Below are 21,934 nucleotides of genomic sequence, written 5' to 3'. Positions count from 1 at the left end.
CGCATTCGCCGGCTTTAGCAGCACAAAAACGTAGCACCCCTTTTTGACGGCGGGCGCTACGTTGGTGATGCATAAAAATACAAGATCATGTATAAATATTCATAACCGCGATGTCAAGCAGTTTGCGGCCTCGCTTTCAGGTCGGTGTCTAGGACTCTGGACGGATGTCCGGGTTTTGGATATCGGCGTAGAATGAAACCTCGGATTTCCTGCAGTGCTGCTGTTTTCAGGCGAAGTTGACGCGCCAGCGCGGGCGTCTACCTGCAGGTGTCCCCGAATGACAGGAAGGCTTTACCCAGGTTCATCGCTATGAAGATGTCAGTGCCCTCGCTTCTCGACTCTCGCTTTGACCACGACTCCTGCGGCGTTGGTTTCGTCGCCCAGGTGTCCGCCACGCCGTCGTATGACATTCTGGCCAAAGCTCTCACCGCTCTCGCCCGTCTCGCCCATCGCGGCGCCGTCGCGGCAGATGGTAAATCGTCAGATGGCGTCGGCATTATGGCCGCGGTTCCGCGCGCCCTTCTGCAGGACGAGCTGAAGCTCGACCTGCCTGCGGAGAAACCGCTGGCTGTCGGCATGTGCTTCCTGCCGGCCGATTCAGCCAAGGCGGAAGCTGCCATTGTCCGCGCGCTGGAGCTTCAGTCGTTTAAGGTGCTTGCCTGGCGCGATGTTCCCACGCGTCCGGAGACGCTGGGCGAGATCGCCCTGTCGACCATGCCGGTCATCAAGCAGGTGATTGCCACGACGGACGACCTGACTGAGGTCGAGCGCCGCCTGTACCTGGCTCGCAAGACATTCGACGGTGTGCTCGAGTCCGGAGAGGCTGACGGCTATCTTTGTTCGCTCTCCACGGAGACCATCGTCTACAAGTCGATGTGTACGGGCCGCCTGCTTCCGGAGTTCTTCCCGGACCTGGCGAACACCGCTTTTGTGACCTCGTACGCGCTCTTCCACCAGCGCTACGCCACCAACACCACGCCCACCTGGCACCGCGCACAGCCTTGTCGTGCCCTGGCGCATAACGGCGAAATCAACACCGTCTGGGGCAACCGCGCCCGCATGGCCGCCCGCGATGCCACATTGCCCGACGAGTGCAAGCCGATTCTGACCAAGGGTGGATCTGATTCCACCTCGCTCGATGAAACCGTCGAGCTGCTTCGCTACAACGGCCGCACCCTGCCGGAAGCCATGCGCATGCTGGTGCCGCCTGCCTACACTTCGAAGCCCTCTTCCTTCCTGCAGTACCACGTCGATATGGCCGAGCCATGGGACGGCCCCGCTGCTCTTGGCTTTGCCGATGGCAAAGTCGTCGGTGCTGCGCTTGATCGCAACGGCCTGCGCCCTTCGCGCTATGCCGTTACCAGCGAGGGCATCGTCGTCGCCGGTTCGGAGGCCGGCCTGGTCGACCTCGATCCCAATACCGTGATTGAGTCCGGCCGCCTTGGACCGGGTGAGATGTTCGTTGTCGACCTGGTTGCGAAGAAGGTCCTTCACAACGAGGAGCTGTTCGAGCAGTTCGACGCCGACCCCCTCTACTCGCAGCTTCTGGCTGAGCAGACGCCGCTGGTCAAGGCCGACATCGCCGACACCCCGGATATCAAGACGCTGCTGCCCACGCACCTCGGCTTTGGTTACACCAAGGAAGAGGTCCGCATGATCCTCACGCCGATGGCGACCGAGGGTAAGGATCCGGTCTGGTCCATGGGGGATGACACGCCGCTGGCCTTCCTGGCCAAGGCTCCGCGTCCTCTGTATGCGTACTTCCGCCAGCGTTTTGCGCAGGTCACCAATCCGGCTATCGATCCGCTGCGCGAGGCCTGCGTGGTCTCGCTGCACACGCGTCTCGGACCTTGGTCGCACATGCTGGACAAGCATGCTCCTCTGCCGGGCCTGTCGCTCTTTTCGCCCTTCCTTTCGCTGGGACAGGTTGCCGCTCTGCGCGAGCACAAGTACGACCATGCCGCGAACCTGAAGACCGTTGAGCTGCCGTGCCTCTTCGCTGCGGACACCACGCTCGAAGCCGGCCTGGAAGCCGTCGCGCAGCAGGCTGTCACTCTGGTCCGTGAAGGTGCGGGCATCCTTCTGCTTACGGATCGCGGAGCCTCCGCGACCGCTCTGCCCATCCCCATGGCAATGGCGACGGCCTATGTGAACGAAGTTCTGGTCAAGGCTGGCTTGCGTGCCAAGGTCGGCATCGCGGTGGAGGCAGGTGACTGCCGCGATATCCACCATGCCGCTGTGCTCATCGGTTACGGTGCGGGCGCGGTCTGTCCGTGGCTTGCGCTTGAAACAGGACGCGCTCTTACTCCCGCCGGAACCGACCCCTACGAGTCCGAGAAGAAGATGCTAAAGGCTCTCGACGCCGGTCTCGCGAAGATCATGTCGAAGATGGGCGTCTCGGTGGTCGATTCCTACCGCTCGGCCCACCTCTTTGACATCCTCGGCCTGCACGACAACGTCGTGAACAAGTGCTTCCCGGAGACCCCGTCGCCTATCTCCGGCATCACTTTTGCCGAGATCGAGCAGCAGGTGCGTCATCTCTGGGGAGCAGTGCAGCCCACCGACCTTACCGATCCTGGCTGGGTCAAGTTCCGCCGTGCTGACGGCACTGAGCCCCACGGCTGGGCTCCCATGCTGGTCAAGGAACTGCAGACCGTCGTCGGCTCTGCGCGTAACGTGGCTGCCGCTGCCGATCCCACGGCTGCCTTCCAGATCTACTCACAGAACGTCGCCAGCCGCGAACCCAGCTTCCTGCGCGACCTTCTGGAGATCAAGCCCAACGGTGCAGAACTGCCACTGAGCGAGGTCGAAGCTCCGCAGAAGATGTATCACCGCTTCATCGCCTCGGCCATGTCGCTTGGCTCGCTGAGCCCCGAGGCCCACTCGACCATCACGCTGGCCATGAACACCCTGGGTGGCAAGTCGAACACCGGTGAAGGCGGCGAAGACCCTGGCGTCTACAAGCCCAGCCCGGTCGTTTCCAGCTTCCGCACACCGGGCGGCGGCATGGTGACCATGGCTCGCAACGAGGGCGAAGGCGGCGTTGCCGTTGCCGAGCCCATCACCGAAGCCCCGGCGGTCCACAGCCGTTTGAACAACAAGATCAAGCAGGTAGCCAGCGGCCGCTTCGGTGTCACCGCCGAGTACCTGACCAACGCGGAAGAGATCGAGATCAAGGTCGCGCAGGGCGCCAAGCCCGGCGAGGGCGGACAGTTGCCCGGCCACAAGGTCAGCGGCCTGATCGCACGTCTGCGTCACGCGCAGCCCGGCGTTCCGCTCATCTCGCCTCCGCCGCATCACGACATCTACTCCATTGAGGACCTGGCGCAGCTCATTCATGACCTGAAGCACGTCAATCCGCGTGCTGCTGTGGGAGTCAAGCTGGTTTCCTCCTGCGGCGTTGGAACCGTTGCGGCCGGCGTGGCCAAGGCCTATGCCGACTACATCGTGATCGCCGGCAATAACGGCGGCACTGGTGCAGCCGCGCTCTCGTCCATCAAGTACGCTGGCAACCCGTGGGAGCTTGGCCTTGCAGAAGCCCAGCAGGTGCTGATCGAAAACGGTATGCGCGGGCGCGTCCGCCTGCGTACCGACGGCGGCCTGTCGACGGCACGCGACATCCTGGTCGCGGCGCTGCTCGGCGCGGACGAGTTCGCCTTCGGCACCGCCGTGCTCGTGACCCTGGGTTGCGACATGGCCCGCCAGTGCCATCTGAACACCTGTCCGACGGGCATCGCGACGCAGAAGCCCGAACTCCGCGCCAAGTTCCGCGGCAAGCCTGAGCACGTGGTGCAGTTCTTTGAGCAGCTTGCCACCGACCTGCAGCAGCTTCTGGCCCGTTATGGCCTGCCCTCCATCGAAGCTGCCATCGGCCGCACCGATCTGCTGGAGCAGGTTCGCTTTGACGGTGGCCTGGACCTGAAGCCGATGCTCGCCGTTCCCGCGGAAGGCACTGCCGTCCACTGGGAAGGCCATCGCAACGACCGTCCTATCTCGAAGCCTGCCGTGGACGAGGCATGGGTCATTCCTGCAGTGGACGCCGCCAAGGAGGGCAAGCCCTACCGTGTGCACTCTGACGTAGCCAACCGCGACCGCGCCATCGGTGCCCGCATCGCCGGGGAACTGGCGCTGCTGAAGTCAAAGGCCGAGGCTCCGCTGGCTCGTCCGGACATCACGCTGAACCTGACCGGTATCGCCGGCCAATCCTTCGGCTGCTTCGCCGTCGACGGTATGAAGCTGATCCTGGAAGGCGCAGCCAACGACTTTGTGGGCAAGGGCCTTGCCGGTGGCGAGATCATCCTTCGCGCCCGCGGTCTGGCCGCGCAGGACTCCGGCCACCACGTCATTCTGGGCAACGTCGCCCTCTACGGAGCCACCAGCGGCACGCTCTTTGCCGCCGGACGCGCCGGGGAACGCTTCGCCGTCCGTAACTCGGGCGCAACCACGGTTGTGGAAGGCATTGGCGACCACGGCTGCGAGTACATGACCGGCGGCATGGCGGTCATCCTCGGCAAGACCGGAATCAACTTCGGCGCCGGTATGACCGGCGGCATTGCGTGGGTCTACGATGCCGACGGCAGTTTCCTTGCAACCAAGCGCTGCCACGAGGAGTTTCTTGCGCCTGAAACCTTTGAGCAGGCCGGCGAACACGCCCAGATGCAGCTCCATGAGCTGATCGAAGCGCACGTCGAGAAGTCCAACAGCTCGCTGGCAAAGTCCTTGCTGGCCGACTGGGAGAACGCCTCGAAGAAGTTCGTCCGCCTGGTTCCCAAGCCGCAGGCATAATGCAGTCAAAAGCAAAAGCCCCGGGGCATTCCGGGGCTTTTGCTTTCTTGTTGTCATCCTCTAAGGATCTGCTTTTCTCTCCCCGGCGAAGACCGTAACTTCATCTCACCAAACCAATTCCCCTCGTAGCAAACAACCGATAAACAACCTTCTGTATCATTCATTCGGCAATGATCTTAGACCTGCGTACTCTCAACGACCTCTTCCTCCGCACCGCCACCAAGGGCGATGCACGCGTCATTCTTGCCCAGGCCGCTGACCTGAGCTGGCAGCCCATCACCTCGGCGCAGCTGTACGCCCGGGTCAGGACGCTTTCGCAGGCGCTGCAATCCTGGGGAGTGAAAAAAGGCGATCGTGTTGCCCTCATCGCGGAGAACCGCTGGGAGTGGGCCGTGGCGGACTTTGCCATCATGAGCATCGGAGCTGCCGGTGTGCCGCTGTTTCCCACGCTCACGCCGGACCAGACCGCCTATATGCTGGCGGACTCCGGCGCGAAGGTCGCCATCATCTCGACGAAAGACCAGTACGAAAAGCTTGGCAAGATCAGCGAGCAGATTCCTGCGCTCGAGCGTGTCGTCGTCATGGATGCCGGAGAGTTTCCAGGTGCCGACTCACTTCCATCGCTGCTTGCCGATGCCGACAAGGACACCGCGCGCGACGATGCTTTTGAGGCGATGCTCAACAGCATCCAGCCTGAAGATCTGGCCAGCATCGTCTACACCTCCGGCACCACGGGTGATCCCAAGGGCGTCATGCTCTCGCACCAGAACATCGCGCAGAATGCGAATTACACGGTGGAGCACATCACTCTCAGCACGGACGACGTTACTCTCTCGTTCCTGCCGCTCTCCCACATCACCGCGCGCATTCTGGACTACGAGATGTACGCCCACGGCTGCACGCTGGCCTACGTCGGCAAGGTGGAGCGCCTGCCCGCCGCCATGCAGATGCTGAAGCCCACGATCCTGGTCGCCGTGCCGCGGGTCTACGAGCGCATCCGCCACTCGGCGGAGACCAAATCGCTGGCTTCGCCATTGAAGGCAAAGATCTTTGCGTGGGCCATCCGCACCGGCCTGAAGCATAAGGAAGAGGTCTTCGCCGGCAGGACACCCTCCAGCCCGCTTTGGAAGCTGGCTAACAAGCTTGTCTTCAGCAAAATTGCAGAGGCATTCGGCGGCCGCGTCCGCATGTTCTTCGCCGGTGGAGCTCCGCTCGGCCTGGATAACGCCAACTGGTTCGCCGCGGCCAATATCCGCATCCTTGAGGGCTACGGGCTCACCGAGACCTCTCCGGTCATCGGCCTGAATGTGCCGGGCTACTACAAGGCCGGCTCCATCGGGCGTCCGCTCTCGAACCTGGAAGTCCGCTTCGCCGACGATGGCGAACTGGAGGTCCGTGGCCCCTCCGTCTTCAAGGGTTACTGGCAAAAGCCCGAAGCCACGGCGCAGGCTTTCACGGAAGACGGCTTCTTCACGACCGGCGATATCGCCGAGCAGGATGCGAAGGGCTTCATCACTATTACCGACCGCAAGAAGGAGCTGATCAAGCTCTCCGCGGGCAAGTTCATCTCGCCTCAATTGGTGGAAGGCAAGCTGAAGGCATCGAACATTATCGGAAACGCGGCGCTCTTTGGCGACAAGAAGAAGTTCATCTCCGCGCTGATTACACCCAACTTCCCGAACCTCGAAATCTGGGCCAAACAGCAGGGAATCGAGTTGCCCAGGGACCGTAAGGCGATCGTGGAAGACCCGAAGGTAAAGGATGCCTACAAGTCCGTCATCGCAGAGGTGAATGGCACGCTCGCATCCTTCGAGAAGATCAAGAAGTACCGCATTCTTCCGGATGAGTGGACGCCGGAGTCCGGGGAACTGACGCCCAGTATCAAACTGAAGCGGCGCGTCCTCAGCGAGAAGTACAAGGACGTGATCAACGAGATCTACTCCGTCGAGGCGGACTAGCTCCTGCTCTGGGTGCCCCATTCATGCGAAGCATAGTGGGGAATCGAGCTTTTCTTCCTTGCATCGTGGTCCAGGAAAGAATCCGCTTCTCTTGCCTCCTCTCGGGTCATTGTCCTTTGATCGGTGTGGCCAGGAACAGACAGGTCAGGGCTTTAGCCCTGACAATTAAAACAAAGAACGCCGGTCTCGATGGCCGGCGTCTTCGTCTCTTCAGCAAGCGCAGTAAAATCCCACCATGCAATTCCGCACTCTTCTGCCGTTTCTGCTCGCTACTTCGCTGCTGGCCCAGCGCCCCACGCAGTCTGATCCTCTGAGACCGCCCACCTGCCCGGGGCGCGCTCCGTCCTCGCACCCCACGGCGCAACAGTTGATGGAGACCCGGCAGCAGGCCGCGCACGATCCGCATTACCTCATCGCGGAGCCGCCGGTTCCCAACTTCGCGCAGGAACGCTACAAGCTGGCTGACTACTATGACTGTGCTCCCGGGGCTGGCTGCTACTGGGCGGACATTGACGCCCAATACAACCGCGCCATCGCCGTACTCGATCAGGCCATCGCTACAAAGAAGCGTGGCGAGAAGCTCGCCATCGTTCTCGATATCGACGAGACGACGCTCTCGGCTTACTGCGAAGAAAAGCGCGAGGACTTTGGCTACATCGGCAGCATGTTCAACCAGTGGGTGGTCTCGCCGGAGGCATCGTTGCCCTTCGCAGGCACGCTCCGCCTGGTGGAGAAGGCGCAGACCGCGGGAGTGGAGATCTTCTTCCTGACCGGACGCCCGGAAGACCAGCGCGCCGCGACGGCGCGGAATCTTGAAACCGCCGGCTTTCACAACTGGAAAGAGCTGTACCTGCGCGAGCCCGGTATGTACACATCAACGATCGAGTACAAGTCCGCTCAGCGTGCAAAGATCGTAGCTGCAGGCTATCGTCTGGTTCTCAACATCGGCGACCAGTACAGCGACCTCTTCGGCACGCCGCAGGCCGAGACCAGCGTCAAGCTGCCCAATCCCTTCTACTACCTGCCCTAGAAAGTTAAGAGATGTGAGTTGCGTGTGTTGTGAGTACGGGCTTGCCGCTCAGAACACGCAACTCACACCTCACAACTGGCTTTAGTATCCGGCTGCTGGCACCGCAGCCACATCGCTCGGGTTCGCCAGCTCATTCACAATGCGTACGGAAGCCGAGGCGCCAATACGTGTCGCTCCGGCATAGAGCATCGCCTGCGCATCGGCCAGGGAGCGGATGCCTCCCGATGCTTTCACGCCGCTGCGGTTGCCGGCAACGCCGCGCATCAGTTGAATATCATCGACGGTCGCGCCGCCGGTGGAAAAGCCGGTTGAGGTCTTGATGAAGTCCGCGCCCGCTTCAATGGCAAGCTCGCTGGCCCGCATCTTCTCTTCAAAGCTCAGCAGGCAGGTCTCGAGGATGACTTTGAGGATCGCACCGTGGGCATGCACCACCTCGGCGACGGTGTGGATGTCCTGTTTCACGGCATCAAATTCGCTGGACTTGAGCAGGCCGATGTTCAGCACCATGTCGACATCGTGCGCGCCCAGCGCTACAACGCGTGCGGCCTCTTCCTTCTTGCTGGCGGTCAACGTCGCGCCCAGGGGGAAACCGATCACGACGCCGACCGGAACTCCCGTGCCCTTCAGAGCAGCCGCGGCGGTCGCCGTCCAGTAAGGATTGACCATGGCGCAGGCAAACTTGTGTGTAGCGGCTTCTTCGCAAATGCTCAGCACCTGGCTGCGCGTTGCGTCAGGCTTCAGCAGTGTGTGATCCAGTACGGCGGCTAGCGCAGCCGGGGAGGAAAGTGCCTGCGTGGCAAAGCCAGCGGCGTCAAACGTGGTCGGGTTCGGGACCGAAATGCTCATGTCGCTCCTGCTCGCGGCCCAGGTGGGCCCTCCAGCATTCTAAGCCTCCCGTCCTGCGGAGGGTTAAGCCGCAGGTCAACAGGGCATCTCCTGGGCAATTGGCCAGACCATTCGCATCATTCCGTTGAACTACAATCAGCTTTGTTGGAACACCAAAAAAGACGAGGTTTGGATGGAGATACAGAGAACGCAGTCGCTGTCGGGCGGACCCGAAACGACAAATATGAAGGCCCTGTCCACGGCGACCGTACTGTTCTTTATGTGGGGTTTCCTCACCTGCCTGAATGACATCCTGATCCCGCATCTGAAAATGGTCTTTGAGCTGAGCTACGCGCAGGCCATGCTGGTGCAGTTCGCATTCTTCTCCTCGTACTTTATCTTCGCCATCCCGGCGGGCAAGCTGGTGGACTCCATCGGCTACAAGCAATCGATGATCGCCGGCCTGCTGACCATGGCCGTGGGAGCCCTTCTGTTCCTCCCGGCTGCCTCGCTGGCCACCTTTGTGCTCTTCCTGGGAGCGTTGGTCGTTCTTGCTGCTGGAATCACCGTTCTGCAGGTCGCCGCCAACCCTTACGTCGCAAACCTGGGTCCGCAGCGAACAGCCAGCAGCCGTCTGAACCTGGCCCAGGCCTTCAACTCGCTCGGCACCACGGTTGCCCCCTACATCGGGAGCGCCCTCATTCTCGGCACCGTTGTGGAAGCCCCAAAGCTCGGCAGCCTGTCGCAGGCTGCTTTGCAGCAGTTCCGTGCACAGCAGGCTTCCACGGTGCGGATGCCGTACCTGGCGATCGCCGGGCTGCTGGTGCTGCTGGCTGTTGCTCTGGCGCTGATCAAGCTGCCTGCGATGGGCGGCCTGACCCAGGACTTCCGCCCCTCCGAGCGCGGCTCCTCCTGGGGAGCGCTTCTCGCTCACCCCCAGCTCCTGCTCGGTGCGCTCGGCATCTTCGTCTACGTTGGCGCTGAGGTCTCCATCGGCAGCCTGCTGGTCAATTACATGCACCTGCCGCAGATCAGCGGCTTCAGCGAAGCCACCGCCGCCAAGTATGTTTCGCTCTACTGGGGAGGCGCCATGATCGGCCGCTTCATTGGTTCGGCCGTTCTCCAGAAGATCAAGACCTCGTCGGTACTGACGCTGGCCGCCGCCATCGCCTGCCTGCTGGTGGTTACCAGCATGATGACCACCGGACACACGGCGATGTGGGCCATTCTGGCGGTTGGTCTGTTCAACTCCATCATGTTCCCCAGCATCTTCACGCTTGGGATCGCCAACCTGGGTGAGCTGACGAGCAAGGGATCCAGCCTGATGGTCTGCGCTATCGTGGGAGGAGCCATCATTCCGCTACTGACAGGCGCCATTGCAGACCATATCGGCGTACAGCGCGCCCTGGTCGTCGCCGTCGTCTGCTATCTCTACATCGTCTTCTTCGGCGTGAGGGGAGACCGCAGCACCACGGAGTACATCGGGTAATATGGCCGCCAGCCGCAAGTCGCTCTTCGCTCTGGCTGTCTCGGCCTTCGGCATCGGGACGACCGAGTACGTCATCATGGGTCTACTGCCGGAACTGGCGGCAGACTTCCATGTCTCCGTGCCGCGTGCCGGCATCCTTGTCTCCGGCTACGCGCTCAGCGTCACTATCGGTTCACCCATCCTGGCCGTGCTGCTGGCAAAGATGGACCGCAAGCTGGCGCTGATGTGGCTGATGGGCCTGTTCCTTCTGGGCAACGTCGGCTGCGCCATGGCGCCAACCTTCTCTCTGTTGCTGCTGGCCCGCATCATCACGGCTCTGTGCCACGGAACCTTCTTCGGTATCGGCAGCGTCGTTGCCTCGCGCATGGTCCACCGCAGCGAACGCGCACAGGCGGTCGCTCTTATGTTCAGCGGCCTGACGCTTGCCAACGTGCTGGGAGTTCCTGCGGGCACGGCGCTGGGACAACTCTTCGGCTGGCGCTCCACCTTCTGGGCCCTGATTCCCATCGGCCTTGTCGCGGGTGCAGGCCTGTGGTCGCTGGTGCCATCGCAGATGCCTGACCGTGTCCACGTAAAGGACGAGGTGCGCACGCTGTTGAAGCCGCAGGTGATGATCGTTCTGCTGCTCAGCACCATCTCCTCCACCTCGTTGTTTGTGGTCTTCACCTACATCGCTCCTATCCTGCGCGATGTGACCGGTCTCTCGCCGCACGCCGTCGCCATGGTGCTGGTGCTCTTCGGTGTGGGGATTACTCTGGGCAATCTTCTGGGTGCCCGTTTGAGCGACTGGAAGCAGCTTCCCAGCTTCCTGGGCTGCTGCGCGGTGCTCATCTGCCTGCTGCTGATCATGCCGACGGCGCAGCGGTATCCCGCCGGCTCCATCGCCATGATCTTTGCCTGGGGATTTGTTCACTTCGCGATGGGCAGCCCACTGCAGTCCCGCATCGTGGACCAGGCCCGCGGAGCACCGAACCTCGCGGCCACCATGAACCAGGGCGCCTACAACCTGGGCAATGCATTGGGAGCCACCATCGGCGGTATCGCGCTGACTGCCGGCATGGGCTATGGACACCTTGGCTATCTCGCCGCCGGCATCGCGGCTGTGGTCTTCGTCCTGGGAGCCTTTGAACTCAGGGCCGATCGCAAACGGCCAAGGCTTACCACCAATTCTGATTTCATTCCGATGGGTCACTAAACAGCAAAAGCCTGCTCAACGAGCAGGCTTTTGCTCTTCGTACCCGGGTGCCCACCCTGGCTAGGCTAGGGCGGAGTTGGATGGTTGTGCGAGGGTATTTCTGTTAGAGCGCCTTCCGGTAATAGACTACGCGCTCTGTCTCTTCAAATCCCCAGGTTAGATGTGCCTTCTGGGACTGAATGTTCTCAAGCCCTGAATCAGAACAAATCTCTACATAGCCGCGCATCTTCAGGTCTTCTTCAATAGCCCGCACCAGTTGGCGTCCAATGCTTTTCTGGCGATAGTCTGGCTCAATCCAGATGCCTTCGAGGAAGGGAACGGGCTGCTGAGTGCTGCCGTTGGCATACGAGCGGATGCTGATCTCGGCAAAGCCCACCGAGGCGTTATCGCAGACGGCCAGATAAGCCGCCTGCGTCTGATCGATGAGTGCCTGTTCCAGCTCCGCTCGATGCTCTTCGACCGAGGTGTCCGGCCAGAACTGGTGGCGCATCTCCGCCCATGCTGCAATGTCGTCATAGACGGCGCGTCTGACTTCGATTTCCAAATCAATTCCTTCCTAGTGACCCGCATCCTCGGGATACAGGCGGATGTCCGGCACTCCGCGATACCGCTCGGCGAAGTCCATGCCGTAGCCGATGATGAAGTGATTCGGAATCTTGAAGCAGACATACTCTGCCTCAATCTGCGCCACGCGACGGGCGGGCTTGTCGATGCAGGTGGCAATCTTCAGGCTGGCCGGCTTGTGCTGCAGCATCAGCTTGTGCAGGTAGCTCAGCGTCAGGCCGGTGTCCAGAATGTCTTCGACGATGATGACGTGCTTGCCCTCGATCGGGTTGTCGATGTCCTTGATCAGCTTGACGGCGCCCGAGGAGACCCGGGCGCGGCCGTAGCTGGAGACCGCGACAAAGTCGAAGGTGTTGTCGACCGTGATTGCCCGCGCCAGGTCGGCCAGGAACATCGCCGCGCCTTTCAGCACGCCGATCAGAACGATCGACTTGCCGGCATATTCCTCAGAGATCTGCCTGCCGAGTTCGGCAATGCGCTCTTTGATCTGTTGTTCGGAGATCAGGATCTCCATCTTGTCAGGAGGAATGAAGGTGGGCTCGGCGGGATTCGGTGTGGACATAGATGAATCCGAGCTTAGCGGGCATCGGGGCGGGGAATCAAGCGCCATGAACCGTATACTTGAGGAGATATGTTCCCGTATCTGCATCTCGGCCCGCTGACGTTGGGCACCTTTGGTCTGCTGCTCTGGCTTGGCGCCGTGGTTGCCACCGTCGTCCTTCATAAAAACTTCCAGCGCTGGGGCCTCGATGCCGATGCGCTCAACGTGGTCGCCTTCGTGACCATCGCGGGTGTTCTGGGCGCCAAGGCCTACCATGAGCTGCAGGATCCGGCCGAACTGGCCGATTCCATGCGGCGCATCATGTTGCCCGGATGGCACCATCCCGTGGAGATTCTGACCTACCTGCTGAAATGGTTCCAGGCCGGTTTTGCCTGGTTTGGCGGACTCTGCGCGGGCATTGCCATGCTGCTGTGGCAGGGAAGCCAGGCAAAGTTCCCCAACGGCCAGCGCGTCGGCGGCGTGCGTATGCTCGACCTTGCCGCGCCAGCCGCCGCCATCGGCTATGGTGTCGGCCGTCTGGGCTGCCTGCTCTCCGGTGACGGAGACTACGGCATGAAGACGAACCTTCCCTGGGGAGTCCACATCCGTAATGACGCCCTTGATCCGCCGACCCCCAACCCGCCGGACCTGAAGGTACATCCCACACCGCTCTATGAGCTGGGCTACTCGTTCGTCTTCGGTCTATGGCTGTGGCACCGCGGTAAAAAGAACCTGCCCATTGGGCAGCTCACCGGCGAGTACCTGGTACTGACCGGCATGGCCCGCTGGTGCGTGGAACTGATCCGGATCAACCCGCGCATCCACTGGGGCATGAGCAACGCCCAGGTAGCCGCGCTCGGTTCGGTCGTTGCAGGTGCGGTGCTTATTCTCTGGTCGCGCGCCAGGAATAAGCGCTGGGAACAGCAGCCCGAGGCTATCCCGCAGGAAGCCTAACGTCCTGCAAAACGGCCCTCCACGCTTCGTTGCAAAGCGTGGAGGGCGTTTGCTTTTAGGTCAACCTCGATTTGGGGTGCCCCATTCATCGCGCAGCGATGAATGGGAATCGGATGTCGTTGGAGCACGGCTGAAGCCGTGCTCCAAAATCTCGAAGAGAACAACTAAGAACGAACAACTCCCTCACAGCCGCTTCAGGTAAGCCTTGGCTTCTTCCAGCTCCGGGAAGAGCTTCTCCTCAGCCTGGAACTCCCGCGAGTGGACGCACCGGCGGCCGGACTTCACCCGCACCGGGTGCTTCAGATGCAGCATCTCGTGGTACATCAGGTACTCAATCGCGCTCCGCGGCGTATCCGGCCGGTCGAAGACGCGGCTGATCATGATGGTGTTATGAGCCGCGTCATAGTGGCCCAGCAGGCGGCGCGCATGGTGTCCGCTCCAGGTCAGCACCGGTCGGCCCATCAGCCCGTGGAAGAAGCGATGATTCAGCGCCTCAAAGACCTCATCCAGGTCGTAGTAGTGTCCCCTGGCAGTCAGAATCTTCTTCCGTCCGCGCGTCTGCCGGATGTGCTCAGCCAGCCGCGATACCGGCTCGGACTGCGTGTAGCGGCGATAGCGGTCCGCATGCAACCGCTCAATCGGCTTACGGTACAGCTTGGCGATCAAAATGTGAGCGATGGCCTGTAACACCGGCTCCGGCGCGGCTTCCAGCAAATCGGAGAGGGAAACATGCAATCTGCCGTCGCGCAGGCGGATGGTTGTATTCAACGACGTGAACCGCCGAAAGCGCACGTGGAACTCCGGCATCGGCGCGCGGGGGCGCAGTACGCGGTACTCCGTCTGAAAGAGTTGGACCAGCTCCGGAAACACTTCTTCTAACTTAGCGCAGCTTGCCGTTGAAATGGTGTCAGCGTGGCACCACAATGGGTTCCGGCGGGGCGTCCCGTTTCTCCGGCACCTTGTGGGTCTTCCACCATTCCGTCTGCCCGTCGATCATCTCCCTGGCGGAGTCATGCAGGTCCTGCGTGGCTTCCAGAGCCAGTTTGCGGGTCAGCGTATAGGCGGTGTGGTCCGGCGGAGTCTTCAGTACGGTCGCCCAGCGCTCGGTAGCGGCCAGCAGCTTGGGCAGTACCTTGCGCAGGTCCGGGTGCTTCGGTTCATAGTCATCCAGGTTGTCATCCAGCTCATCGGCAATGGAGGTGAACTGCTCCATGTAGTCGTGGATGTCCTCGGCCTGTCCCGGAGCCTTCGGTTTCTTGATCAGCTCTTCAATGCGGTTGATGCGTGCTTCCAGGGCTTTCTGAAAGACGGTGATCCGTATCGCGGGATCAATGGCGGCTTCGCGGATCTCTTCCACCTCGGCGTCCGACAGGGCAGACGGCGCCCTTCGCTGTGCGACGGCACAGCAGGCAGAAGCAAGAAGGAACAGGCACACCACGCGACGAAGCATGTCGGGATTGTAGGAGCAAACTGGAGAAGATGTCAGCAAAATCGATCAGGAAAGGTGGCGATATCGGTAGGTCATATAGCCGTGAATGCACAGCGTGGGGAAACCTATACTGTCTCTTCCCGCACACTCCGCGGAACCAGACCATGACCAAGCACCTGCGCCCGGCCCTCCTCCTCGCCTGCTTCGCCGTTACGGCATCGACGTTTGCCCAGACCAGCTTTCAGCCCAACCTGATGCCGTTGCCGTCTGAGATAACCCAGGGCTCCGGCGCGCTTGTGCTGAAGTCCACCTTCAAAGTGGAGACACCACGCACCCACGATGCCCGCCTTGAGGCCGCAATTGCCCGCGCAGTGCGCCGCATGGAGACCGCCGCGGACCTTCGCCACGAAGGCCGTGGCGTCTTCGGCACGACCCCCCTGGTGGTCAGCGTTGCCGCACCCGGCCAGGCCGTCCAGAGCTTGACCGAAGACGAGAGCTATTCGCTGACAGTGACCAGTGAGAAAGCCATGATCGAGGCCAACACCGACGTCGGAGCCATGCATGGCCTTGAGACACTGATCCAGCTGGTCCAGCCGACTCCGCAGGGCTACGAAATCCCAGCCGTCACCGTGCATGACTCACCGCGCTTTCCGTGGCGTGGCCTGATGATCGATTGCGGCCGTCACTTCGAACCCATTCCCGTCATCGAGCGCAACATCGACGCCATGGCCGCTGTGAAGTTGAATGTCTTCCACTGGCACCTGACTGAAGATCAGGGCTTCCGCATCGAGAGCAAGCTTTTCCCGAAGCTCACGACAAAAGGCTCCGATGGTTTTTTCTACACGCAGGATGAGGTGAAGGAAGTTGTCGCCTACGCGCGTGCTCGCGGTATCCGCGTGGTGCCGGAGTTTGAGATGCCCGGCCACTCTGCCGCCTGGCTTTATGCGTACCCGGAGCTGGCCAGCGGAACGGTGCCGGACGAGATCCGCCGTGAGTTCGGCATCAGCAACACGGCACTCGACCCCACGCGCGAAGAGACCTATGTCTTTGTCCGCAAGCTGCTCACAGAACTGACCGCACTCTTCCCGGACGCCTATGTCCACATCGGCGGTGACGAAACGCCGGCGCCGGACTGGAAGACCAACCCGCGCATCCTGGCCTTCAAGAAAGCCCATAACCTGAAGGACAACGATGCGCTGCAGGCTTATTTCAACACCCGTGTGCTCGCCATTCTTACCTCTCTCCACAAGCGCATGATGGGCTGGGACGAGATCCTGACCCCTGAGCTGCCGAAGGACATCGTCGTGCAGTCCTGGCGTGGCGCGGCCTCCCTCGCCAAGGGAGCCCGGATGGGCTACGAAGGCATCCTCTCCGCGCCCTACTATCTCGATGGCATGCGTCCCGCCGGCGTGCATTACCTGGCTGACCCCGTTCCCGCCGACTCCACGCTTACGGCAGAGGAGAAGAAGCGCATTCTTGGCGGCGAAACGCCCATGTGGGCCGAGCACCTGAACGAGCGCGATATAGACTCCCGCATCTGGCCGCGCGCCGCCGCCATTGCCGAGCGCTTCTGGTCGCCGCAATCGGTTACCGATGTGGACGACATGTACCGTCGACTCGCCGTGGTCTCGCTGGAACTGGAGTCCGTTGGCCTGACCCACCTGCAAAGCGGCGATGCCCGTTTGCGTGCCATGGCGCACACGGAGCAGATTGACGACCTGCGTACTGTGGCCTCCGCCATGGAGCCGGTCAGCTTCGGTGAGCGCTCGAAGACGCAGCACACCGACCAGCTCACCGCGCTCGACCGCTTTGTCGACGCCGTGCGTCCTGACCCGGCCTCACGCCATTGGAGCGAGCTGACTACAACAGCCTGTCTGAAGAAGGACGCTGTCGCCTGCGCTCAGCTCACCGCATGGTTCCAGCAGATCGACCGTGCTATTCCACACGCAAAGGAACAGGCCGCCGCCTCGCCGCAGATGCAGGACGTGCTGCCCCGCCTGGACCAGATGCACGCTCTTATGGTCATTGGAGAGCAGGCCGCTGACGCCGTGGAGAAGGGAAGCACTGCCTCTGGCAAGGCCGACTGGCAGGCAACGCTGAATGAGGCAAAGAGGCCTGCCGCCCTGGTACGTTTCACCTTTCTGGATGCGCTCACGAAGCTGGTGGAAGCCGCGAAGTAAAGCAAGAGAAAAGGCCGAAGCTCGATAGAAAGAGCTTCGGCCAATTGGAGGGATGGCACAGCTTCGGCTGTGCCATTTTCTGCACGCAACAGAGGTCGACCGCCTCAGAAGACTAGTGCCGGAAGATGACCGCCAGCAGCTCCGTATGCACGGTCTGCAGTCGCTTCAATGTGTTCTGCACCATGCCGCGATCCTCACCCGAGGAGGCATGCATGATGTCGTTCAGGCGGTGGTCGGTCTGCCGTAGCAGGATCTCCGCTTTCTTCAGCTTCTTGGCATCGTCGGCAACACCCATCTGGATGCGCTCTGCGTAGACGGAAATCTTTTTGATCGTTGTGGCAGCCTGGTCGACATCTCCAATAGAGAGCTGACGACTGGCCAGTTCCGTCATGCGGCTTACCAATTCTGTGTAAAGGAAGCACTGCTCACGCGGTCCCGCAATGGAGGCTTTGTTTTCCAGTTGCTGAATGATGGCTACATCGGCATCCACAGCTCCGGCCGCGCGGGCGACAGGAGGCAACAGAAAGCTGCCGGCCGCGAGCAAGGGAAGCGCGGCGTGACGGAAACCGGGGCGATAGAAGGCATTACAGGCACTACGAACTGTGAACTGCATACGGCACCCCTTTCGGAAGTGCTCACCTGCGTTTCAGAGCGGCAAGTCGGTGGCGGGCCTGCCACTCCTGGTCCGGATACTTTCCTGTAGAGACAGAGAGAAACTGCTGATACAGTGCAACAGCTTTGTCCGTCTGGTGCAGGCTGTCATTCGCCGTTGCCTCCAGAAACAGAGTGGACGGCGAAGTTGGAAGGAGTGTAGCCCTGTTCGACAGTGCCTGCAACACAATTTTTGGCTGATGATTTTCTGAAGCAGCAAAGGCCAGATGTCCCCATGCTTCGCCTAAATCCTGCGGGCTGGGCCACTTATCGGCGGGAATGGAAACCGCCTTCTCCAGCACCGGTTGCGCCTCATCAAACTTTTTCTCCAGGACGAGTGCCGAGCCAAGGTCGTCCAGCAGGGTCGGGTCGTCCGGAGTCGCCGCCAGGGCCGAACGCAGCATTGGCTCCGCCTTTTCCGGGTTGTTGGCCTGCGTGTAAAGGTGCGCCAGCAGACGTTTCAGATTCGCGTCGCCGGGGTTGGCAATCTGCAACTGCTCCAGCAGGGGAGTCGCTTCGGCTGTCTGACCGTGCCGCATCAGGAAGCGGGCGTAGCTCACCACTGCCTCCGCGCTCCTGGTGTCGCCGGCCAGCAGCTTCTTGTACTGTGCCTGTGCTCCGGCGGTGTCTCCGGCCGTGTCGGCCAGTTCAGCGGCCATCAGGGTGTCGTCAGGGGTGGCGGGAGTCAGCTTCAGGGCGGCCAGCAGCCATTCCCGTGCCGAGGCCGGATCCCGGGTCACATCAATCTGGGCCAGCGCCCGGAAGGCGCGCGCTTTCAGAACCTTCGACTGGCTGGCATCGGCCGGCTGCAGTGTCAGGGCCAGCTTCAGGGTTTCGCGGGCTTCTGCCATGCTGCCCTTGCGCGCCTGAACCAGCCCGAGCGCGAGAGTCGATTCAAACTGTTTAGGGTCAATCGCGACAGCGGCCTTATAGCTTGCCTCGGCGGCATCGTCCTTGTCCTGCGCTTCCTGCGAGAAGCCAAGCTGGTAGAGCATGCCGGCGTTCTTCGGATCCTGCTTCACCAGATCGGCCAGCAGGCGTTCCGCCTCGGTGTAATTCTGCGCGTCCAGCGCTGCCTGCGCCTTCTTGTACTGGTCAGCTGCTGCGACGTCCTCGTCTGCAACGGAGCGGGTTCCTGGCGGAAGCTGCTGTTCTGATGGCTGGATGGCTGGTTGGCTTGACGGCAGGTTGCCAAATGCACTCAGACTCGCCGTAAGAAGCACGCAGCCCGCCCAGAATCCGGGCGCCCCATGCATACGCGCAGCGGATGAGTGAGAGTTCGAGCGCCAAGAAACCATCGTCCTCTTCCAAATCATCCTCATGCTCCTTTGACGTTTGCCTTCAGAACCGGCGCCAGCCACTGCCCGGTCAGGCTGGCGGGGTTGGAGGCAATCTCCTCGGGCGTTCCTTCGGCCACTACCTGCCCACCGCGATTGCCGCCCTCCGGACCCATGTCGATGACCCAGTCGGCTGACTTGATCACGTCCAGGTTGTGCTCAATCACCAGCAGCGACCCTCCGCCCTCAATCAGCTTGCGGAAGGCGGCCAGCAGCTTGGCCACGTCGTCAAAGTGCAGGCCGGTCGTCGGCTCGTCCAGGATGTACAGCGTGCGCGACGATGCCTTTTTCGTTGCGGCTGCCTCGCCGCGCTGGGCAGAGATCGCCGAGCGTGCCGTGGCCAGGTGCGCCGCCAGCTTCACACGCTGTGCTTCGCCGCCAGAGAGGGTTGTCGCGGATTGCCCCAGGCGCACATAGCCAAGACCAACCTCGTCCAGCACCGCCAGCCGGTCCACAATCTTCGGATGTCCGGCAAAGTAGCTCAGCGCATCGCGCACGGTCATGTTCAGCACGTCGTGGATGTTTTTGCCCTTGTACTTGATCTCCAGAACACCGGCCTTGTAGCGCGTCGCGTTGCACTCATCGCAGGGGAGTTCGACGTCGGCCAGGAACTGCATCTCCACCGTCACTGTGCCGTCGCCCTCGCACACATCGCAGCGTCCGCCCGGGACGTTGAAACTGAAGGTTCCGGCGGCATAGCCCTTGCGCTTGGCGTCAGGCTGCGAGGCGAACAGTTCGCGGATCGCGTCGAAGGCCTTGATGTAGGTCACAGGGTTCGAGCGGGGCGTGCGCCCGATCGGCGACTGATCCACCAGAACTACCTCACTCAGGTGGTGTGCACCTTGCAACTCGCGGTAGAGGCCCGTCGGGTCGCTGCCCTCGGCCTGCCCCATCTGCTGCATCAGCGCGCGGTACAGCACCTGGTGAATGAGGGTGGACTTACCTGAACCGCTCACGCCGGTGACCACGCACAGCAGGTTCAGCGGAATCTCGACATCCACACCGCGCAGGTTATGAATGCGCGCGCCGGTCAGCTTCAGCTTGTTGCGGCCCGGCTCGCGGCGCGTTGCCGGGATCGGAATATGCGCCTTGCCCGAGAGATACCTGCCCGTCGTCGAATCCGGGTTCTTCGAGACCTCGGCCACGGTTCCGGCAGCGAGCAGGCGTCCGCCCAGCTCGCCCGCACCCGGCCCCATGTCGATCAGCCGGTCAGCCGCGCGGATCACGTCAGGATCGTGCTCGACGACAAGGATAGTGTTGCCTAGATCGCGCAGCTCTTCCAGAATCTTGATCAGCTTAGCCGTATCCCGCGTGTGCAGGCCGATGGACGGTTCATCCAGCACATACAGAGCGCCCACCAGGCGCGAGCCCAGCGAGGTGGCCAACTGAATGCGTTGTGCTTCGCCGCCAGACAGCGTGGAGGAAAGCCGGTCCAGCGTCAGGTAGTCCAACCCGACCTGTTCCAGGAAGCCGATGCGCTGGCGGACCTCTTCCAGAATCTTTCCGGCAATCTCCGTCTGCGAGGGGGATAGTTGCAACCCGTCAAAGAACTCGCGCGCACCGGTGATGGTCAGTCCGGCCGCTTCGCAGATGTTCTTGCCGCTCAACAGCACCGCACGCGCCTCGGCGCGCAGCCGCTGCCCATGGCAGATAGGGCACGGAGCGTAGCCACGGTACTTGGACAGGAAGACACGGACGTGCAGCTTGTACTTCTTCTTCTCAAGCTCGGCAAAGAAGCCGCGAATACCGGGGAAGCCAGAGCCACCGCGCTGGATCGTCTCCTGCTGCGCTGGGGTCAGGTCAAACCAGGGGACGTCCGTTGGGACCTTGTTTGCTGAGGCAAAACGCTTCATTTCGCCGTGAAATGGGCGATATTTGGGCTTTTCCCAGGGGTCAATGGCGCCACCGGCAAGCGTTTTGGACGGGTCGGGAATGATCAGGCCCGGGTCGAAGTCGATGGTGTTTCCGAAGCCCTGGCAGCGTGGGCAGGCTCCGAAGGGATTATTGAAGCTGAACAGTCGCGGTTCCGGTTCGCGATAGGCTCGGTGGCAGTCCACGCACTCAAAAGCTGCTGAAAAACGAAGCACTTGCGGGGCGGATTCGTCGCGAGGAGCGGTCTGGAAGAAAATTTCGCCGGCCTCGCGATAGCCGGTCTCAATGGCGTCGACGATACGGGCGCGAACCTCCGGGGAGACGGCAAGGCGGTCGGCCAGAACGTAGATCGGCTGGGTAAAGTCGAGCTCCAGAAGCGATTCCGGTGTGGAGAACTCGACAATGCTGCCATTCTGGAAGAGGCGGTTATAACCGCGCTTCCGAAGCTCAAAAAGGCGCTCTTTCTGCGCTTCCGTGGGGTCTGGAGCGGCGACCGCGAGCGTCTCTTTTGCCACCTTTGAACTTTTCTTTGCCACTTTTTTTGCCGGCTTGGCAGGCGCGGCTTCGTCTGCGGCAGGAGCAAACTCCTGCATGGGTTCCAGCAGGATTTCCCGTCGAAGGATGGGGAACAGGGCATAGAGCCGGGTTCCTTCGCCCAGCCCGATCACTGCTTCGGCAATTTCATCGACGGTGTCACGGCGTACGATGCCGCCGCAGTGCAGGCAGGTGACGGTGCCGCAGCGGGCGTAGAGCAGCCGCATGTAGTCATAGATCTCAGTGGCCGTCGCAACGGTGGAGCGCGGGTTGCGCGTGGTGTTCTTCTGCTTGATAGCGATGGCGGGCGCGAGACCGTCCATGTGATCGACATCGGGTTTCTCGATGCGCTCCAGGAACTGGCGGGCATAGGCCGAAAGCGACTCGACGTAGCGGCGCTGGCCCTCGGCGTAGACCGTGTCAAAGGCGAGCGACGACTTGCCCGAGCCGGAGACGCCCGAAATCACTGTCAGGGCGTTGTGGGGAATGTCGACATCGACGTTCTTCAGGTTGTGTGTGCGCGCTCCGCGTATGACGATCTGCTCGTTCATGGCCAAGCTTCTATTGTCGAGCATCCGGAGGCTGAGGGA

Annotated in this window: 15 protein-coding genes; 7 read left to right on the top strand and 8 right to left on the bottom strand. The window is 61.6% G+C overall.

Features of this window, described 5'->3' with window-relative positions; translation table 11 throughout:
• The first annotated feature begins 309 nt into the window (after positions 1–309).
• The 3 genes from OHL13_RS07325 (at position 310) to OHL13_RS07315 (ending at position 7,773) form a co-directional block, all read left to right on the top strand.
• Entirely contained in the window at positions 310–4,785 is a 4,476-nt protein-coding gene (locus OHL13_RS07325) for a glutamate synthase-related protein (protein ID WP_263409478.1), read from the top strand.
• Between the two features lie 170 nt (positions 4,786–4,955).
• Positions 4,956–6,743: an AMP-dependent synthetase/ligase gene (locus tag OHL13_RS07320; protein ID WP_263409477.1), complete on the top strand. Its 1,788-nt coding sequence runs from the start codon at positions 4,956–4,958 to the stop codon at positions 6,741–6,743.
• A gap of 235 nt (positions 6,744–6,978) precedes the next feature.
• On the top strand, positions 6,979–7,773 hold the full coding sequence (locus OHL13_RS07315; protein WP_263409476.1) for an HAD family acid phosphatase: 795 nt from the start codon (positions 6,979–6,981) through the stop codon (positions 7,771–7,773).
• Positions 7,774–7,854: 81 nt separating this feature from the next.
• On the opposite strand, the gene deoC is transcribed toward OHL13_RS07315, so the two are convergent.
• A complete protein-coding gene (gene deoC, locus OHL13_RS07310) occupies positions 7,855–8,619 on the bottom strand; it encodes a deoxyribose-phosphate aldolase (protein ID WP_263409475.1) in 765 nt (254 codons plus the stop codon).
• Between the two features lie 223 nt (positions 8,620–8,842).
• Between deoC and OHL13_RS07305 the strand changes: the two genes are divergently transcribed.
• Both OHL13_RS07305 and OHL13_RS07300 read left to right on the top strand, forming a co-directional pair.
• Entirely contained in the window at positions 8,843–10,087 is a 1,245-nt protein-coding gene (locus tag OHL13_RS07305; protein ID WP_263409474.1) for a sugar MFS transporter, read from the top strand.
• 1 nt (position 10,088) lies between these two features.
• Positions 10,089–11,282 carry an MFS transporter gene (locus OHL13_RS07300; protein ID WP_263409473.1) on the top strand — a complete coding sequence of 398 codons (1,194 nt, stop codon included), beginning with the start codon at positions 10,089–10,091 and terminating at the stop codon, positions 11,280–11,282.
• Positions 11,283–11,385: 103 nt separating this feature from the next.
• Here the strand turns inward: OHL13_RS07300 and aac(6') are convergent, their stop codons facing one another.
• Together aac(6') and hpt are read right to left on the bottom strand one after the other, a co-directional pair.
• A complete protein-coding gene (gene aac(6'), locus OHL13_RS07295; protein WP_263409472.1) occupies positions 11,386–11,826 on the bottom strand; it encodes an aminoglycoside 6'-N-acetyltransferase in 441 nt (146 codons plus the stop codon).
• Between the two features lie 12 nt (positions 11,827–11,838).
• Positions 11,839–12,408 carry a hypoxanthine phosphoribosyltransferase gene (hpt, locus tag OHL13_RS07290; protein ID WP_263409471.1) on the bottom strand — a complete coding sequence of 190 codons (570 nt, stop codon included), beginning with the start codon at positions 12,406–12,408 and terminating at the stop codon, positions 11,839–11,841.
• Positions 12,409–12,477: 69 nt separating this feature from the next.
• Here hpt and OHL13_RS07285 point away from each other — a divergent pair, with 69 nt between their 5' ends.
• Entirely contained in the window at positions 12,478–13,341 is an 864-nt protein-coding gene (locus tag OHL13_RS07285; RefSeq protein WP_263409470.1) for a prolipoprotein diacylglyceryl transferase, read from the top strand.
• Between the two features lie 183 nt (positions 13,342–13,524).
• Here the strand turns inward: OHL13_RS07285 and OHL13_RS07280 are convergent, their stop codons facing one another.
• Entirely contained in the window at positions 13,525–14,211 is a 687-nt protein-coding gene (locus OHL13_RS07280) for a M48 family metalloprotease (protein WP_263409469.1), read from the bottom strand.
• Between the two features lie 37 nt (positions 14,212–14,248).
• A complete protein-coding gene (locus OHL13_RS07275) occupies positions 14,249–14,791 on the bottom strand; it encodes a hypothetical protein (RefSeq protein WP_263409468.1) in 543 nt (180 codons plus the stop codon).
• 143 nt (positions 14,792–14,934) lie between these two features.
• Here OHL13_RS07275 and OHL13_RS07270 point away from each other — a divergent pair, with 143 nt between their 5' ends.
• A complete protein-coding gene (locus OHL13_RS07270; protein WP_263409467.1) occupies positions 14,935–16,950 on the top strand; it encodes a beta-N-acetylhexosaminidase in 2,016 nt (671 codons plus the stop codon).
• A gap of 112 nt (positions 16,951–17,062) precedes the next feature.
• Here OHL13_RS07270 and OHL13_RS07265 read toward each other — a convergent pair whose 3' ends face one another.
• The 3 genes from OHL13_RS07265 to uvrA form a co-directional block, all read right to left on the bottom strand.
• The gene (locus OHL13_RS07265; RefSeq protein WP_263409466.1) at positions 17,063–17,563 is read right to left on the bottom strand and encodes a hypothetical protein; all 501 of its coding nucleotides are present in this window, start codon (positions 17,561–17,563) and stop codon (positions 17,063–17,065) included.
• Positions 17,564–17,585: 22 nt separating this feature from the next.
• Positions 17,586–18,824, bottom strand: coding sequence for a tetratricopeptide repeat protein (locus tag OHL13_RS07260; protein WP_263409465.1), 1,239 nt, complete (start codon positions 18,822–18,824; stop codon positions 17,586–17,588).
• A 95-nt stretch (positions 18,825–18,919) separates the two neighbouring features.
• Positions 18,920–21,895, bottom strand: coding sequence for an excinuclease ABC subunit UvrA (gene uvrA / locus OHL13_RS07255; protein WP_263409464.1), 2,976 nt, complete (start codon positions 21,893–21,895; stop codon positions 18,920–18,922).
• Positions 21,896–21,934 lie beyond the last annotated feature (39 nt).

The sequence above is a fragment of the Terriglobus tenax genome (assembly GCF_025685395.1).
In the GTDB taxonomy this organism is placed as follows: Bacteria; Acidobacteriota; Terriglobia; order Terriglobales; family Acidobacteriaceae; genus Terriglobus; species Terriglobus tenax.
This window is presented reverse-complemented; position numbering and strand designations above follow the sequence as displayed.

What these genes read in the sequence shown, in the direction of transcription:
- OHL13_RS07325 (WP_263409478.1), top strand. Translation starts at nt 310, where the DNA reads ATGAAGATGTCAGTGCCCTCGCTTCTCGACTCTCGCTTTGACCACGAC.
- OHL13_RS07320 (WP_263409477.1), top strand. Translation starts at nt 4,956, where the DNA reads ATGATCTTAGACCTGCGTACTCTCAACGACCTCTTCCTCCGCACCGCC.
- OHL13_RS07315 (WP_263409476.1), top strand. Translation starts at nt 6,979, where the DNA reads ATGCAATTCCGCACTCTTCTGCCGTTTCTGCTCGCTACTTCGCTGCTG.
- deoC (WP_263409475.1), bottom strand. Translation starts at nt 8,619, where the DNA reads ATGAGCATTTCGGTCCCGAACCCGACCACGTTTGACGCCGCTGGCTTT.
- OHL13_RS07305 (WP_263409474.1), top strand. Translation starts at nt 8,843, where the DNA reads ATGAAGGCCCTGTCCACGGCGACCGTACTGTTCTTTATGTGGGGTTTC.
- OHL13_RS07300 (WP_263409473.1), top strand. Translation starts at nt 10,089, where the DNA reads ATGGCCGCCAGCCGCAAGTCGCTCTTCGCTCTGGCTGTCTCGGCCTTC.
- hpt (WP_263409471.1), bottom strand. Translation starts at nt 12,408, where the DNA reads ATGTCCACACCGAATCCCGCCGAGCCCACCTTCATTCCTCCTGACAAG.
- OHL13_RS07285 (WP_263409470.1), top strand. Translation starts at nt 12,478, where the DNA reads ATGTTCCCGTATCTGCATCTCGGCCCGCTGACGTTGGGCACCTTTGGT.
- OHL13_RS07275 (WP_263409468.1), bottom strand. Translation starts at nt 14,791, where the DNA reads ATGCTTCGTCGCGTGGTGTGCCTGTTCCTTCTTGCTTCTGCCTGCTGT.
- OHL13_RS07270 (WP_263409467.1), top strand. Translation starts at nt 14,935, where the DNA reads ATGACCAAGCACCTGCGCCCGGCCCTCCTCCTCGCCTGCTTCGCCGTT.
- OHL13_RS07265 (WP_263409466.1), bottom strand. Translation starts at nt 17,563, where the DNA reads ATGCAGTTCACAGTTCGTAGTGCCTGTAATGCCTTCTATCGCCCCGGT.
- uvrA (WP_263409464.1), bottom strand. Translation starts at nt 21,895, where the DNA reads ATGAACGAGCAGATCGTCATACGCGGAGCGCGCACACACAACCTGAAG.